The sequence below is a fragment of the Gloeobacter violaceus PCC 7421 genome (genome assembly GCF_000011385.1).
Taxonomy (GTDB): Bacteria; Cyanobacteriota; Cyanobacteriia; order Gloeobacterales; family Gloeobacteraceae; genus Gloeobacter; species Gloeobacter violaceus.
On sequence record NC_005125.1, the window covers coordinates 374,321 to 389,521 of the forward strand.

Annotated in this window: 13 protein-coding genes; 4 read left to right on the forward strand and 9 right to left on the reverse strand. The window is 61.9% G+C overall.

Annotated elements, in window-relative coordinates; translation table 11 throughout:
- Positions 1 to 116: 116 nt before the first annotated feature.
- From GLL_RS01895 to GLL_RS01905, 3 genes are all read right to left on the reverse strand, one after another.
- Positions 117 to 2,327 carry a TonB-dependent siderophore receptor gene (locus GLL_RS01895; RefSeq protein ID WP_011140365.1) on the reverse strand — a complete coding sequence of 737 codons (2,211 nt, stop codon included), beginning with the start codon at positions 2,325 to 2,327 and terminating at the stop codon, positions 117 to 119.
- A 22-nt stretch (positions 2,328 to 2,349) separates the two neighbouring features.
- Positions 2,350 to 3,426, reverse strand: coding sequence for a PepSY-associated TM helix domain-containing protein (locus GLL_RS01900; protein ID WP_011140366.1), 1,077 nt, complete (start codon positions 3,424 to 3,426; stop codon positions 2,350 to 2,352).
- A 255-nt stretch (positions 3,427 to 3,681) separates the two neighbouring features.
- Positions 3,682 to 4,971: an alkaline phosphatase D family protein gene (locus GLL_RS01905; protein WP_164928505.1), complete on the reverse strand. Its 1,290-nt coding sequence runs from the start codon at positions 4,969 to 4,971 to the stop codon at positions 3,682 to 3,684.
- A gap of 235 nt (positions 4,972 to 5,206) precedes the next feature.
- Here GLL_RS01905 and GLL_RS01910 point away from each other — a divergent pair, with 235 nt between their 5' ends.
- The gene (locus tag GLL_RS01910; RefSeq protein WP_164928506.1) at positions 5,207 to 5,587 is read left to right on the forward strand and encodes a hypothetical protein; all 381 of its coding nucleotides are present in this window, start codon (positions 5,207 to 5,209) and stop codon (positions 5,585 to 5,587) included.
- Here GLL_RS01910 and GLL_RS01915 read toward each other — a convergent pair.
- From GLL_RS01915 to GLL_RS01930, 4 genes are all read right to left on the reverse strand, one after another.
- Positions 5,584 to 6,099 (reverse strand): DUF2808 domain-containing protein, encoded by a 516-nt coding sequence (locus GLL_RS01915; protein ID WP_011140369.1) that lies wholly within the window; start codon positions 6,097 to 6,099, stop codon positions 5,584 to 5,586. The genes GLL_RS01910 and GLL_RS01915 overlap by 4 nt on opposite strands.
- Complete coding sequence (locus GLL_RS01920) at positions 6,093 to 6,410, reverse strand: Rieske (2Fe-2S) protein (protein WP_164928507.1); 318 nt, start codon at positions 6,408 to 6,410, stop codon at positions 6,093 to 6,095. Before GLL_RS01920 ends, GLL_RS01915 begins: the two co-directional genes overlap by 7 nt.
- Positions 6,411 to 6,525: 115 nt before the next feature.
- The gene (gene aqpZ / locus GLL_RS01925) at positions 6,526 to 7,272 is read right to left on the reverse strand and encodes an aquaporin Z (protein ID WP_011140371.1); all 747 of its coding nucleotides are present in this window, start codon (positions 7,270 to 7,272) and stop codon (positions 6,526 to 6,528) included.
- A 143-nt stretch (positions 7,273 to 7,415) separates the two neighbouring features.
- The gene (locus tag GLL_RS01930; RefSeq protein WP_164928508.1) at positions 7,416 to 8,486 is read right to left on the reverse strand and encodes a linear amide C-N hydrolase; all 1,071 of its coding nucleotides are present in this window, start codon (positions 8,484 to 8,486) and stop codon (positions 7,416 to 7,418) included.
- 352 nt (positions 8,487 to 8,838) lie between these two features.
- On the opposite strand from GLL_RS01930, the gene GLL_RS01935 reads away from it, so the two are divergent.
- Both GLL_RS01935 and GLL_RS01940 read left to right on the forward strand, forming a co-directional pair.
- Positions 8,839 to 9,873, forward strand: a complete 1,035-nt coding sequence (locus GLL_RS01935) for a zinc-dependent alcohol dehydrogenase (protein WP_011140373.1) — start codon at positions 8,839 to 8,841, stop codon at positions 9,871 to 9,873.
- A gap of 258 nt (positions 9,874 to 10,131) precedes the next feature.
- Entirely contained in the window at positions 10,132 to 10,737 is a 606-nt protein-coding gene (locus tag GLL_RS01940) for a hypothetical protein (RefSeq protein ID WP_011140374.1), read from the forward strand.
- Between the two features lie 167 nt (positions 10,738 to 10,904).
- Here GLL_RS01940 and GLL_RS01945 read toward each other — a convergent pair whose 3' ends face one another.
- Positions 10,905 to 12,308 (reverse strand): IS4-like element ISGvi2 family transposase, encoded by a 1,404-nt coding sequence (locus GLL_RS01945; protein WP_011140150.1) that lies wholly within the window; start codon positions 12,306 to 12,308, stop codon positions 10,905 to 10,907.
- Positions 12,309 to 12,599: 291 nt separating this feature from the next.
- The gene (locus tag GLL_RS01950; RefSeq protein WP_164928509.1) at positions 12,600 to 13,223 is read right to left on the reverse strand and encodes a helix-turn-helix domain-containing protein; all 624 of its coding nucleotides are present in this window, start codon (positions 13,221 to 13,223) and stop codon (positions 12,600 to 12,602) included.
- Positions 13,224 to 13,325: 102 nt separating this feature from the next.
- On the opposite strand from GLL_RS01950, the gene GLL_RS01955 reads away from it, so the two are divergent.
- Positions 13,326 to 15,200, forward strand: coding sequence for an alpha-amylase family glycosyl hydrolase (locus GLL_RS01955; protein ID WP_164928510.1), 1,875 nt, complete (start codon positions 13,326 to 13,328; stop codon positions 15,198 to 15,200).
- The last annotated feature ends 1 nt before the right edge of the window (position 15,201 follow it).

A 15,201-nucleotide genomic window follows, 5' to 3' on the forward strand; every position in this document is an offset into this window, starting at 1 on the left:
AATCTTGAGAACCGATAAGCCAAACATACAGCGCCTCTGCGCCTGAGCCCGGTTCTCCATCAGCAGCGAACGGTATAGATTCGACCGGGGGCTCACCGAGCGGGTCAAAGGGCTGTTCAAAACCGGGCCGAGACCGAGCCAATCACTGTAAACGGCTCGCCGGGGACGCCCGCGCTTACCCGGCCTATTGGGGTGCCGTCGATATAGTCCACGTCGAACAAGTTTTTAAAGTTGACGGCGAGCCGCCAGTCGCCGCGCCCGTAGAAGACGGCGGCGTTGGTCAGGAAGTGGCTGTTGAGATAAAAAGTGTTGTCCAGATCGCCGGCGCGCTCGCCGACGTAGTTGAACCCGAGGCCGAAGCCGAGTCCCTGGGCCGCGCCGCTCTGTAGCTGATAGGTACTCCAGAGGCTCGCGCTGTGCTCGGGGACCCCCGGCAGGCGATTGCCCACCGGCACGATGCTGTCGCGGCTGACCTGCGCGTCGATGTAGGAGTAGAAGCCGATCACATTCCAGCCGGGCAGGATCTGGCCTGCCAGGTCCAATTCGACGCCCCGGCTGCGTTGCTCGCCCGTGGCGAGCACAAAGCCGAGACCGGGAAAGGCGGGATCGGGGGTGGGGACGTTGCGCCGGGTCAGATCGTAAAACGCCAGGGTTGCCGACAGGTTGGCGCCCAGATCGGCCTTCAGCCCGGCTTCGTACCCTTCGCCGCGTTCGGGCGGCAAAGGAAGACCGTCGAAGGCAAAAGCGTTGACGCTCGGGTTGAACGAGCGCGCGTAACTCACAAAGATCCCCAATTGCGGCAGCGGCCGATAGAGCGTCCCCAACCGGGGCGTGAAGGCATCGTTGTACTGAAAGGAACCGAGGCCAGTGGGCGTGAAAAGGGCCGGCACGTCCTCGACTTTTTGACGGACGGAGTCGTACCGCAGCGAGGCGAGCAGCTTCCAATCCGGGGAAAACGAAAGCTGATCCTGCACCACCACGCCGAGCCGGTCGGTCTGGGCCTGCTGGTCAAAAAGCAGCCCCATCTGCGCCTTGTCCGGTCTGGGCACGGCACGGTAGACAGGATTGAAGACGTTGATGAGCGTCGGGTTGAATAGATCCCCCGTGGCCACCTGGGTAAAATCGTTGCGGTTGAGGTCCACCGCCAGCAGCAGCGTGTGATCGATAGTACCGGTGGAGAACTTGCCCGTCAGCGCGTTTTGCAGACTGTAGTCGCGCGAACGGAAATCGTCGAAGGCAAAGACCCGACCGAGGGTGCCGCTCGCTTCGTCAAAGAAAATCGGGATAGTCAGTTTGTCGGAGTAGATCCGGTTTTCGGTGAAACGAAAGGCGCTTTTGAGCGACCAGTTGTCGCTGAAGCGGTGGCTGAGGGTCAAGCCGGTATTCAGGAAATTGCGCCGGATGAAATCGTCCGGCTCGTTGAAGGTCCGTTCGCGCGGCACCCGCACCACCCCCGTACCCAAGGCGACCGTGCCGCCGTCCCAGGGTCGTTCGCTGTACTGGTATTGCAGTTCTAGATTGAGGCGGGTGCGCTCGTCCAGTTGCCAGGCGAACACCGGTGCTACGAAGAACTTGCGATATTGCTGGGTGTAGTTGCGAAAGCTCGCCTTCGACTCGAACACGGTGTTGAGCCGGTAGCGCAGAGTACCGTCGGCACTCACCGGTCCGCCCAAATCGAGGCGCGGCCGTACCAGGCCAAAACTGCCGGCCTGCAGCTCGGCGCTGTAAAGGGGGGTGGCGGTCGGTTGCTTGGTGACGGCGTTGATTACACCACCGGGTTGCGCCTCGCCGTAGAGCACCGAGGCCGGGCCTTTGAGCACTTCCACACGTTCGAGGTTGGCGGTCTCGGGCAGGCCGACGAGGTTGTACTGGCGAAAGCCGTCCTGCAACAGCGGCACGTTCTCGAAGCCGCGGATGCTGAAGCGGCCGTCGGTGCCGGTGTCGAGGCCGTTGAAGGTGACGCCGCTGACATTGCGCAGCGCCTCGTCGAGGCGGGTCACCTGCTGATCTTCGATCACCTGCTGCGGTACCACCTGGACGGAGGCCGGGGTGTCGCGCAGGGCCGTGTCGGTGCGGGTGGCGCTGCCGGCGTTGCGGCGCCGGTAGATGCGCTCACCGCTCACCGTCACCTCTTCGAGTTCCTCCCCGTCGGGCAGGACCGGGGGGGCGTCCGCCAGCAGCCCCGCCGCCTTGCTCCCATCCCCCTGCAAGTCGGACTTGCGGGCCGCGCCGTCCGGGGCGGCGTGCGCCGTGGACACCCCAAGCAAACAGCAGGTAGTAAGCAGGCTCAAGCGGGCCTGCAGGGGCAGGCGGTCTGGGCGGCTCATAGGGCGTGTCCTCGATGAAAGTTCAGGTTTTGGCGACGGCCCGCGTGCGGCGCAACTTGCCCAGCCACCACCAGAAGCCGCTCAGAAACAGTGCCCCAGGGGCAACCCCCACAAGCACGTACAGCACCTGGGTGGCGGGGCCGCCGAAGGTGCCGTAGTGCAGCGGTGCCAGCCAGTGCAGCAAAGCGTCGGCCCCCCCGGCCCGGCGGTCGTCCTCGACCCGCAGCACACGGCCGCTGTATTGATCGACGTAAGCGTGGATCAGCTCGCGGGCCGGCGCTTCTCCTTCGAAGCGGCCCATCACCTCGTAAGTCCCCTGCGGTCCCGCCGGGAAGAATACCCCGTAAAGCCCGGCACCGGCCAGGGCAGGAAGCGCCTTTTCGACCGCCGCGTCCGCCCCGATTGCCGGTCTGCCGTTGGGTGCCGACTGCGGAGGTTTCGGCGCGGGGGTGCCCTCGACGGTGTGCGCCACCGACTCGACCGCCGGCCGAAAAGCGAGGGCGGCCCCGGTGGCGGCGCTCAAACCGAGCAGCGCCGCGGTGGTGATCCCCAAAATCTTGTGCAGATCGTAGGCGGCCAGCCGACCGTCAGACCCCAGCCTCAGGCTGAACCCAGCCCGCCACTTGTTCCAACCCGGCCAGAGCACCAGCCCGGTGAGCACCATAGCCACCATCAAAAGACCGATGGCGCCGACGATCGCCTTGCCGACTTCTCCGGCCAGCAGCTGGGTGTGCAGTTGGTATAAAAAACCCAGCGGGCTCTGCTCCCAAATGCGCACCCCCCGCACCCGGTAGGTGGCTGGGTCGACAAAGGCGTGAACCGACTTTCCGCCGGAAGGCACAAAGAAAACCAAGGGCGGGCTGTGGTCGAAAAAACCGACCGCAAGCGGCGGTGTCTGCGCGTATTCGGCTCGGGCAGCAGCCACCACCCGCTCGACCGAGACGGACTTCGCGGTAGTCGAGCCGTACAGATGCGGGTGCAGGGCGCGGTCGAGCGGCTGGATAAAGACGATGGCACTACCTGTCAACCCGATAACCAGCAGCACCAGCCCTACCGCCAGACCGCTAAAACGGTGCACAGCCAGCAGCACCGACCGCATACGCTACCTCCACTTTCTCCAAACCCAGGCTTACTTGAGAAATGATGCAACAAAAAATGACTCCAACCGCAACGCTCCCAGTGCCATAGGTGCTTGAGACACCCGCCTCGCTGGGCTCTTCTGGTTGACGAGTCAAGACCGAACAAATGACAGAGTAGAGCTATTGCAAACTGATGTCAATTGATTTGGATGTCATCGGCCTCTTTAGGCCGGACTACCTGGCGACTTCGCTCATACCTGGTCAGGTCCGACGGTTCATTGCAAATTGGCAGCTAGGATCTTCTGCTCCCAGAGCTGCTTGCCCTGGATATTCCAGCAGCGGAGGAGCAATCGGGCATCCGTTGCGCCGCCGCCAAACTCCAGGCTGGCGAAGTTGTTCTCGGTGACGAAAGTGCCGGGGACGGTGGCGCTCGCTTTTTGGGCTTCTTTGTAGGCTTTGGAAGTAAGCGGTGAGCAGGTCAGTTCGTACAGCGGGTAGGTGCCCGGCCGCTCATAGCGTAAGAGTTCCGTAAAGTGGCGGTCGCCACTCAAAAACAGCACCCCCCGGATGCGGTTGGCCGAAAGCCAGCGCACGAAGTCCTCGCGCTCGCGGACGAACCGGTTCCAGCCTTCGAAGCGGTTGTCGTCGTTGAACATCTGGTTGCCGCCCGCCACCACCTTGAAGACTCCCCGCGAACGCAACAGCCCGTCTTTGAGCCAGGCCGTCTGCTTCTCACCCAGCATCTGATCGCCCGTGCGGTGGTAGCGATCGTCCAATAAGAAAAAATCGACGCCGTTGTGTTCGAAGCGGGTGAAGACGCCGGGGGTGTCGGGCAGGCCGTAGCCGGGGTTGTCCCAGAAGCGCTTGAACAAGTCCAGGCTCTCGCGCTTGAGGGTGTAGCCGCCGTCGGCGTCGTTGGGGCCGTAGTCGTGGTCGTCCCAGACGGCGTAGTGATGCGTGCAGCGCAACAGCGGCTGCAGGGCGGCAGCCTGCCTGTCGAGCCGGTAGCGGTTGTGCATCGCCTCGGCGGAAGCCCATTCGCCGGTAATCAACAGCGCCGAGCGCTGGAAGTAGACGTTGTCCCCCAGCCAGAGCATCCCGTCCGGGCGTTGGCGGGCCATGCTCTCGAAGATGGGCGCGTCCTTGGTGTAGGCGCACGAACCGGCGAGCATCTTGAACGGGGCATAGATGCCGCCCGCTCCTGAAGTGCGAAACAGCAGCGGTTCGGGAATTACCTGGACAACGCCGTCGAGCAGCACGCGGTAGGCATAGCGGCGACTGGGTCCCAGCCCACCGATGCGTAGGTAGGCGATGTAATCTTCGACGGCCGTCAGCGCGTACTCGCCGCTCAGCATCCGCTTCTGCGGGGCGAGCACATCCCAGTACTCGACGCGCAGCTTCGCCGGGGCATTGCCCTGCAACCAGAGTGTGGCACCGTCGGGGCGCAGGCAACCGGGCATCGGACCGGCCGCAAGACTCACCGCAGCCCGTGTCGGCCTGGCCGCACCGCCCGCGACCAGGAAACCGTAAGCCAATCCCTGCAACACCGAACGCCGCCCGTACACGCGAATTTCCCCATGAGCCAGACAAGTCAGGGCAATTTTACTGCGCAAGGCCACCATTTGTCCGATAGTCCTCAGAACCTGAAAGGCACAGAGGTCTCCCCTGCGGCTGCCACTGCTCAAACGCACAATAGAGTGCACACCTTTCTTGCGGAGGAGGGGATCTACCCCTGTGGACGGTGGAAGGCCCCACATGCACCGGGGACGATCGTTATACGCACGACATCAAGGTGCTTTCATGACTTTTTCGCTTTATTCTCGGCTGCTCCCGGTTGTGGGCGGCCTAGTTCTGGCCCTTGTCCCGCCGGCTCTCGCCCAACTGGAGCGCACCAGCCCGGTGGCGTCTCCCAATTCACCTGCGACGCCGAACGGCACTCTGCCTGAGATCGTGCCTTGCGATAAAGACGGCAAACCGATCGGCAGCAAAGACGACAAGATTGTGGCCGTACCGACGCCGCCTGGCACCCCCCGCGACGAAGGAGCAGTCATCGCTCCTCCCCCCGGCACGCCCGAGGACAAAGGGGCTGTGATTGCCCCCGAAAAAGCGGCCGGCACGCCGTCAAACCTGCCCCGCTGCACGCCGCAGCCAGCGGGGAGCACCCCGGATCAGCCGCGTTAGTGGCCCCGGCCGCCCGGGGTATAAAAAGTAATCCGTCCGTAGCTGAGAAATTGGGCGCGGGGTGATGGACCCGCCGGGGCAGCGTTCACATCGAACAAAAACGTACCGCCCCGGCGGGGATTGCGCATCGGATAGAACTGCACCGACACGCGGTTACCCGGTCCCACCGGTTGGGCGAAGGTTACCTGCACAGCGTTGCCTTGAACATTGGACTGCACTGCCACCGGATCGCCGTTGCCGTTGAACGCCTGCACCATGTCCGGCGTGGGTGGACGGATGCCGTTGGGGATGCCGATCAACAGGCTTCCCAATCCCTCGCCGCTGTCGGTGGGCACCACCACATCGAAGCTGTAGCGCGCGAAGTTGTAGGTCGAACTGTTGTTGTCGGTGGCCGCCCGCGCCAGGGCCGGGAAGCGCTCAAAAAACGTTTCGCCGTTGGCCACTCCCGCCACGACCGCACCCGGAAGTACCAGCATCACACCCACCAGCCCGACCGCAAACGCTTTCAACATACCCAGACGTACAACTCACCTGCTTCGATAGTAACCGGGTAGGCCCGCGTGTCGAACCCGCTGCGATCGCAGCGGCCGGTGGCCGGGTCGAACAAAAAGCGATGCCAGGGACAACTCACCCACATCTGGCCGGCTTCGAAGACCGGTTTGCCGTCCACCAGCGGCGCTTCCTTGTGGGGGCAGAGATTGTCGAGGGCGCAGAAGCGCCCTTCGATGTTGAACACGGCAATCTGCCGGTCCTGCCACTCGAAGACCATCGGGGTTTCGGGGGTCACCCGCGCCGCCGACCCCGCCCGGACTTTGTTCTGCATGCCAGTCGCATTCACGCTCCTGCCCTATTATTTCAGCCCGAATGCCGAACCGCCCGCAGGGCGGATACCTGCGGGCGGTTCACTCAAGGCGCGATCGCCAGGATGCGGAGACAAATTAGGCTTCGGTGCGCAGTTGGGCAGAGGCGGGAGTGCCCTCTGTTTCCTCGCCGGGTTCGTCGAGAAAAGCGTGGTAGAAAAGACCCGCCAGGGCCGCTCCGACAATCGGAGCGAGCCAAAATAGCCACAACTCGGCAATCGCCCAATCGCCCACGAACAACGCCGGGCCGGTACTGCGGGCCGGGTTGACGGAGGTGTTGGTGACTGGGATGCTGATCAGGTGAATCAGCGTCAGGCTCAAACCGATGGCGATAGGAGCAAATCCCTTGGGGGCGCGACGGTCGGTGGAACCGAGGATGATCATCAAGAACATGAAGGTCATCACCACCTCGCAGACCAGGCAGGCAAGCAACGTGTAGCCGCCCGGCGAATGGAGGCCGTAGCCGTTGGAGGCGAAGCCGCCGCTCAGGCTGAACCCGGCTTTGCCGCCGGCGATCAAATAGAGCACCCCGGCTCCGGCAATCCCGCCCAATACCTGGGCGGCGATGTAGGGCAACAGCTCGGTGGCCGGGAAGCGCTTGGCCGCCCAAAGTCCGATCGATACCGCCGGATTGATGTGACAACCCGAGATGTGGCCAATGGCAAAGGCCATCGTCAAAAGCGTCAGACCAAACGCCAGCGACACCCCGGCAAACCCGATACCCAGATTCGGAAAGGCCGCCGCGAGCACGGCGGCACCGCAACCTCCCAGGACCAGCCAAAAAGTTCCGATGAACTCGGCTACGGAACGCTTGACAAGTGACATGTCTATAACCCGCTTTGAAAAATCGGTAGTGGTATCCTATCAAAAAAGTCAAAAGCCGGATGAATAGTTGAAGCTATGTTTACGTCAGGATAAACACATTGGAGGATGTCCCGACAGCTCTCGTTATCGCTCTTGAACAGCGCTTACTTTACTTCGGCCGGAAGAAACTTGAAGGGCTCGGCGGGTTGAAATTGCCCAGCGGTATTGCCGGCAAAAGTGGTGCCGTTGGTTAGGGTGAGCTTCTTGGTCGGTTTGCCTGCCGCAAAATCCAGGTCGGTCAGGTTTACCCAGAACACATTCGGACTGCGAGCCGATTCAAAAAAATAGCGCTTATTCTTTTGATCTGCCACAGTACGCCAGATTGTCGAAGAGATGTTTGGCTGCCCGGGAGTCGAAAAACCTAGGGGTACAGACACATTGCGAATCACTGAAAAGGCAGAGGCGACTGCTTCGGTGTTGTTGGCGGTTTGTGGGATGGCCTTGATATAAAATGAAGCCCGCACAAAGCGATCTGCGGCCCGGTTGGTACCGGGCAACATTGTGGTTCCGCCGATTTCTTTCCAATATTCGTTGAGGGCGAGCTGTTGATCGTAGATCGGCGAGTTGGTCATTACCTGAAACTGGCGACCGTGGTGAATATTGAGCTTGCCCCCAATATATTGAAAGATGGCCGAATCGCCCGTCGAATCGGAAATCGATAGGTGCAACTGCCCCGGCTTGCCGTCCGGTGTCATGGTCGGAACTACATAAAAAGGTTCCTTGCGCAAATCCTCAACCGCCTCGGCGACCGTTGCATAATTATCCAGAACGTACTGCGCCCAGGCTGAAATGGATAGGGGTAATCGCTTGTCGGCGTTGGTCGCTTTGACGTATTCCGATTCGGTCAGATAGAGCAGGTTTGCGACTAATCCTTTTTCGTTCATGCCGTCGGCCGTGCCGGCATCGAAGCCCGCAGCAACCACACTGCCGTATTTTGAAGTCCAGCGAATAGTTTTTGCTCCGGCGGCGCCATCGCGCTGCAGGCCGCGCGGAAAAGCCCAAAGGTTTGTACCAATATCGGCGAACCAGTCCATGCTGCGCACGGTAATGATCGTATCTTGCGGACCGATGTAAACAGCCCGGGTGCAGGCGTGGGCCGCTTGCACCGCTATCGGCCCAATCACCAGAGCGGCCAGCGTACCCAACAGTCCTCTGTTGAATTTTATATTCTTCATCACTGATGCTTCTCCAGGTAGTTACGGCTACTCCTGATTGAGCAGCAGTTTATCTTATACCCGGTAGATACCCACTCAGCTTTTTTTCAGCATTCTTTGACTGACTTTGGGAAAAACTGATTAATGTTGCCCCATGATTGATGAATATTTTCAATGCGTTCATCCTGGTGTTTGCCTTCGTATTGATACTTACTGCGCTCACCCCCGACCGCCAAGAAAATTCAATGCAAGCAAGTCAAAAACTTGCCGGAAAAACGGGGACAAATGAGCGTTTGCAGAGAATATGCACTGCTGTCGAATGGGTTGGCCGGTGTTCCGGCGAAAATGGGAATGTCACTGCGGGAGAACAAAGATGCACTCGGCGATGCTGTACGGGGTGGAAGATGTGCGGCTGGAGGAAGTGCCTTGTCCCGAGCCGGGGCCTGGGGAGGTGCTGGTGCGGGTGGCGGTGGCACCCACCTGCGGCACCGACCTCAAAGTCTGGCTGCGCGGCGGCCACGCGCGGATGCTGGTCCCCCCGACGCCTTTCGGCCACGAGTTCGCAGGCGAAATTGCCGCCCTTGGCGAAGGAGTGAGCGGCTGGCGGAGTGGGGAGCGGGTGGTGGCCAACAATTCCGCTCCCTGCTTCGATTGCTTTTATTGCCGGCGCGAGCGCTTCAGCCTCTGCGAAAACTTGCTCTTCAACAACGGAACGTTCGCTGAATACCTGCGCATTCCGGCTGCCATCGTCCGGCACAACTTGCTTGCTGTCCCGCCTGGGTTGCCCCTCGAACTCGCGGCGATGAGCGAACCGCTCGCCTGTGTGCTGCACGGCGTCGAAGAAGCGGGGGTCAGGGCGGGCGATACGGTGGTGGTGATGGGGGACGGTGCGATCGGCCTGATGCTGGTGGCCGTCTGTGCTGTGCGCGGGGCTGCGGTGATCCTCGCAGGCGGCCAATCGGCCCGGCTTGCCGTGGCGGAACAATTGGGAGCACAGGTGACCCTCAACTACCGCCAGGCAGGCGATCCGGTGGGGCGGTTACGAGCATTGACCGAGGGTGGCCGGGGTGCGGATATCGTTATCGAAGCCACCGGCAAACCGGCCGCCTGGGAGGCGGCCATCGCCACGGCCCGGCCGGGGGCGACGGTGCTGCTGTTTGGGGGCTGTCCGCGCGGAACGGCGGTGAGCGTCGATACGGAAAACCTCCATTACAACGAACTGACCCTCAAGGGGGTCTTTCACAACACCCCGCGCCATGTGCGCGAGGCGCTGGCATTGATTGCTTGCCGGCGCATTGCTTTTGAATTGCTCGTGAGCGACAGTTTGCCCCTCGGCAAACTGGATGAGGCCCTGGCGCGCATGCGCGATCGGACAGCCATCAAAGTGGCGATGCTGCCGGGAAGCTGAACGGTTGAGGAGCGTTCGGGGCTGTTTTGGTGATGGCATAGGCAAACCGTAAGGACTATTGACGCCGCGTGCGCTGCCGGAGAATCTTCGCCTGGTCCCTTTCGAGCCACGCACACGATCCATAGAAACCCGCCGTCGCAGGTTGGATACGCGCTACGCGATGTCCGCCCTGCGGTTGGATGTACTGAACGATTTCGGAATCCAGAAATTCGGTTTGTTGCCAATCAAGTCAACACACTTTTGGAGGCATCACTTCCTATGGAAGAAGAAATGGAGCAGGGGCAGCCCGGTTTTTTTGAAGGGTTAGGCGAACAAGCGGACGACTTCGCTGGTGGTGTGAGCGAGGGGATCGCTGGGTTGTGGGGCGGCATCACCCAGGGAGCCGAGGATGCGTGGAATGCCACCACGGACATTGTCGGCGAAGGAATGGCCAATGTCGCCGGGTTCGCGGACGGTGTCACCGATTACCTCCAAGAAGGGACTGTCGAGGCTGGTGAATTCTTGGCGGAGGCCGGCGCCGACGTCGTCGGGACGACCGTCGGGGTGGCTTCAGAAGGGTCCGAATTTGTCAACGAAGGCCTGGCCGAGGTTGGAGAACTGGCCCAGGACGGCGGCGCAGAACTCTCGGCATGGGGCGAGGAGCGCTCCGCAGCGGATCCGGAGGGCAGCCCCCTCGGAGAGGCGGCGGAGTTGACCGGCGGAGTCTTGCAAGCCGGCGGCGAATGGACCGAAGAGACCGGCGAATTTGGCGACAACTTGTATGAACAGATCGGGGAGACGGGTGACGATATCGTGGCTTACGATCCGGAGTTCGATGCCCCGCAAGATGACTATGTCGACCAGCTCGATGAGACCCTCAACTAGAGCGTTTCAGAAGCTGTTTTGATATCGGTAAGCCAGCCTTGTGAAACCCTGGTGTCTAACGGTTTTGACCCTGACACCTGGTAGTGGGTTTGGCACGACAGTCTGTGGGTGCGAGAGGCGGAACCCCCTTCGGGTTCCCCTCTCGCGCTCTCCCCCTCCCCGCGTCGCTATCCGTTACCCACATCTTCGTTCCCATCGCCCGCCATCGCTGAGCGGGCGATGAGCCACCCTGCTGCCAAATCCTCCAGCCGCTGCCAGCCTCGCCACAGCGTCTTCACCCCAGGCTCACCGTCCCCTTTACGACCGACAAAGCCTCCCAACTGCGCTATCCACCGCACCGCCTGACGTAAACTCGGCGCCTCCTCGGGCAACTGCCGACTCTGGGTCATCCGACAATACAACGCCTGCCACTCGTGCTGCGCCAACGCCACCGTGCACGGCAACTCCGGCTCGCTGCGAGACTGGTAAGTCAATTGCAACAACCGCCACGCCACGATGCAATAGACTGCCAACGCACGCTCCAAACGCTGTGCCGTCTCCAACTGCAACTGCTCCACCGCGCAACCACTTTTGAGAATGTAGTGATAGCGCTCGATTAACCAGCGCAGCGTGTACCGGTGCACACAGGCCAGCGCCTGCTCCAGCGTGGTCACCGGCTGGCTACTCAACAACCACCAATCGATACCCTCTTCGCCCGCAGGCGGGTCCACTTCCCAGGCGCGCACCACCCACACCGACACCGGCGGTTGACCCTTGTGCGTCTGGTCATTGCGACCCGGCTGCAACTGCACTGCTTGCCAGTACACCTGCAACCTCGCCTGGCGCGCCGCCCGCCCGGGACGGCGCGCCAGGTCGCACCGATAGTGGCCCTGGGCTGAGGCACCCGCGAAAACCTCGAACAGCAACGTTTTGGGGGTGGCCAGCCGACGTTGGCGCGCGGCGCGCACCAAGAGATGCAACTGCGGCGGGCGCGGTGCCGCAAACAAGCCGAACATGTCCGACTCGCGGTCGCCGATGAGCACCGCTTCGCCCCCCGGCGGCACATAGCCTTTGGCAGCCGCCAGACCGTCCAGCCAGCGTTGGGATTCTTTGTGCTGTTGGGGACGCTTTTGGCGTCGAGCGGCCAGATGCTCCACCTGGGCCGCACGGGTCCAGACTTTCTGCCAGCACAAGCCGAGGGCGACGGCGTCGGGCCGCACAGCCAGAAGCGAGTGGACCAGCAGTCCCTGGCTTTCGGGCTTGGACAGATGGCCCAGCCCGGTGGTGTGGGGGTGGGCAGTGAAGTTCAACTCGGTGGTGTCTTGAATCAGCAGCACCAGCGGTAGGGCAGCCAGGCGGCCGGCGGTGGCACTGGCATGGGCCTGGCGGATATCTGCAGGGTGGCACTGCGGGTTGTCCAAAAAGCGGTAGGCGGCTTTGAGGGCGGCGGCATCCTCGCAGGCTTGGGGCAGAGAGGCATGGGGTTGACGGGCGAGGCTGGAGAGCAGCTGCTTGAGTCGGGTGTGGCGACGGGCATCGCCCAAATCGAGGTGTTGCAGTTCGTGTTCGGTCCAGGGGTCGATGGTCGGCATGGGCCACGGCTGAGCCAGTACGCTCCCAGTGTGACTGGCGCACAGCAGACAGAGGCGCTCTCAAAAATGTGGGTAATGGATAGCCGCGTCGAGGGGGTGCCACCCCCCCGACACCCCCCGGACTTAGCGGCACGGTGGCTGGGAGAGTCGGCGGGTGGGCTGGGCTTATTCTTCCAGGGCCTGCACGACGCGTGTCGACTGCGGCGGCGGGGCTGGCTGGTCGTTGGGCTGCGGAGGTAGTGGGGAGTGAAGCTGTTCAAATACTGTGCAAAATCTCTTGGACGACAGTTTTTACCCTACAGCATTGACCCGGGCGCGGGCGAGCAGTTGACCCCGGTAGCGGTAGCCGACGGTTTTGATTTTGGCCGGCTCGCCCGGCGATAGCCCTGCTCCCTGGTGCAGGGTCGGATCGAAGGGCACCTGTTCCCCCGGTGTGCCGAGGGTTTCAAACCCGACATCGTGTACGAATTCTTCGAAAGGCAGCATCAGGTCGAGCACCGTCTGGGCGCTGAGATCCGGATTCTGGTCGGCCGCTTTGCGCAGGGTCGGCAACTGCAACAACAACAGCTCCACCCGCCGGAAAAACGCCAGATCCCACGCTTCGCGCAGGTGGGTCTCAAGCTCGTTGAACTGGGCGCGCAGGCGCTCGTACTCCAGCTGCCAATCGGTGGTGGCCGGGGCAGCGAGGGGAACGGCCGGCTCGAAGCGCTCGATCAGATCGGCCACGTCCACGCCGAAGGCCACGGCGATCCGCCTGAGGGTCTCCAGGCGGATGGCGGCGAGGTTGCCTTCCTGCAAATGCCGGGCGGTGCGCCGACCGATCTTGGCGGTTCGGCAAAAAGCGCTCAGGCTTGCAAAGCCCGCCTCGGCCAGCAATTCCGTCAGCACCGGTTGCGTCCTCGCAGAGCCGTCCATGGCAAACCCAAAGACCACGACGATATCTTACCCAACCGGCACGTTCTCATGTTTCGCGGGTATGCCCTTTCTCTATACTCAAGGGGGATTAAGGGGGATCCGATGGACACGCAAAAAATCGGCGAAGTCGAGCCGCACTCGCAAATCGAAGTCCAGGAGAAAGAAGACGAGTTTGTCAATCTGCTGCAGCTGAGCGATATCGAATTTCGGGGTGAGACGATTTACTTTATCGTGGTCGATCGCTTCTTCAACGGCGACCCCGACAACGACGACGGACCGGACCCGAGCCTCTATGACCCCGAGCGCCAGGACTGGGGCAAGTACTGGGGGGGCGACCTGCAGGGCATTATCGAGAAGCTCGACTATCTGCAACAGCTCGGAGTGACGGCCGTCTGGGTGACGCCGCTCTTCGAGCAGGTCGAGGCGATGGCCTGGGAGGCGGCCCCCATCCATGGCTACTGGACACGCGATTTTAAGCGCATCAACCCGCGCTGGGTGGCGGGGGAGCACGAGGTGCGCCTGTTCGAGCGCAACGACACGACCTTCGACCGGCTCATCGAAGCACTCCACAAGCGCGGCATGAAGCTCGTCCTCGACATCGTCTGCAACCACAGCTCCCCCGACGCCGGGGGCATCAAAGGTCAACTTTTTGACGACGGCAAGCTCATCGCCGACTACAACGACGACAAAGACCACTGGTACCACCACTACGGCGAGGTGAACAATTGGGACGACGAGTGGCAGGTGCAAAACTGCGACCTGGCGGGGCTGGCCACCTTCAACGAAAACAACGTCCGCTACCGCAACTACATCAAAGGTGCCATCAAGCTCTGGCTGGATAAGGGCGTCGACGCCCTGCGGGTCGATACGGTCAAGCACATGCCCATCTGGTTCTGGCAGGAATTCAACTCCGACATCCAGGCTCACAAACCGGACGTATTTGTCTTCGGCGAATGGATCTATTCGCACCCGTTGGGCGAGCGCCCGGTCGAGTTTGCCAACTATTCGGGGATGACGATTCTTGATTTTGGGCTGTGCGTGGCCATCCGCAAGGCCCTCGGCCAGGGCGGCGTGGGCGGCTTTCACCTCATCGAGGACGTCTTCAAAGAAGACTGGCGCTACCGGGGGGCTACCGAACTGGTCACTTTTGTCGACAACCACGACATGCCGCGCTTCCAGTCGCTCGGGGCGGACGGTGAGGCGTTGCGTCTGGCGGTGGACTTGATCATGACCTGCCGGGGAATTCCTTGTCTATACTACGGCACCGAGCAGTACCTGCACGACGACACCGACGGCGGCAATGACCCCTACAATCGGCCGATGATGGATCGCTGGGACACCGACACGCCGCTGTTTCAAGATATTCGGGTGCTCTCGGAGGTGCGACGGCGCAACCCGGCGGTCAAGTGGGGCGGTCAGTGGACGCGCTATATCACCCCGGATGTCTTTGCTTATGTGCGCAAGTACCGCGACTCGCGCTGCTTTGTGGCGATGAACCGCAGCCACGAAGCGGTGCGGCTCGAAGCGGTGCTCACCGAACTGCCCGACGGCGCGCATCGCTGCGTGCTGAGCGAGGCCGCATTCACGATCCAAGACGGTCGCCTCGAAAAACTGGAACTCGCTCCCCGGCAGGTGGTGGTGATCAGCTTTGTGGGCAGGCCTGTGCGCGGACGCGAGATCGTCCGCATCCAGGTCAACGGTTTTCGCACCCAGCCGGGGGAAGTGGTCGCGGTGATCGGCGACTGCCCGGAACTGGGCGACTGGGACTTGAGCCGCGCCTTTCGCCTGGAGTACATCAACGACAACACCTGGTTTGGAGAGATTCCTTTTAATAAGAGCGCCAACCAGATCGTCGCCTACAAGTACGTGATCTTCCGCGAGAACGGCCCGCCCATCAACGAAAACCGCACCAGCCGCCGCCGCTTCGTGCCGGACAAGAGCATCGCCAAGTGGCGCGACGTGTGGGAAGAAGGCTGAA

Bases quoted from the DNA above. Each gene is read 5' to 3' on its own strand.
- GLL_RS01895 (WP_011140365.1), bottom strand. From the start codon at position 2,327: ATGAGCCGCCCAGACCGCCTGCCCCTGCAGGCCCGCTTGAGCCTGCTT.
- GLL_RS01900 (WP_011140366.1), bottom strand. From the start codon at position 3,426: ATGCGGTCGGTGCTGCTGGCTGTGCACCGTTTTAGCGGTCTGGCGGTA.
- GLL_RS01910 (WP_164928506.1), top strand. From the start codon at position 5,207: ATGACTTTTTCGCTTTATTCTCGGCTGCTCCCGGTTGTGGGCGGCCTA.
- GLL_RS01915 (WP_011140369.1), bottom strand. From the start codon at position 6,099: ATGTTGAAAGCGTTTGCGGTCGGGCTGGTGGGTGTGATGCTGGTACTT.
- GLL_RS01920 (WP_164928507.1), bottom strand. From the start codon at position 6,410: ATGCAGAACAAAGTCCGGGCGGGGTCGGCGGCGCGGGTGACCCCCGAA.
- aqpZ (WP_011140371.1), bottom strand. From the start codon at position 7,272: ATGTCACTTGTCAAGCGTTCCGTAGCCGAGTTCATCGGAACTTTTTGG.
- GLL_RS01930 (WP_164928508.1), bottom strand. From the start codon at position 8,486: ATGAAGAATATAAAATTCAACAGAGGACTGTTGGGTACGCTGGCCGCT.
- GLL_RS01935 (WP_011140373.1), top strand. From the start codon at position 8,839: ATGCACTCGGCGATGCTGTACGGGGTGGAAGATGTGCGGCTGGAGGAA.
- GLL_RS01940 (WP_011140374.1), top strand. From the start codon at position 10,132: ATGGAAGAAGAAATGGAGCAGGGGCAGCCCGGTTTTTTTGAAGGGTTA.
- GLL_RS01945 (WP_011140150.1), bottom strand. From the start codon at position 12,308: ATGCCGACCATCGACCCCTGGACCGAACACGAACTGCAACACCTCGAT.
- GLL_RS01950 (WP_164928509.1), bottom strand. From the start codon at position 13,223: ATGGACGGCTCTGCGAGGACGCAACCGGTGCTGACGGAATTGCTGGCC.
- GLL_RS01955 (WP_164928510.1), top strand. From the start codon at position 13,326: ATGGACACGCAAAAAATCGGCGAAGTCGAGCCGCACTCGCAAATCGAA.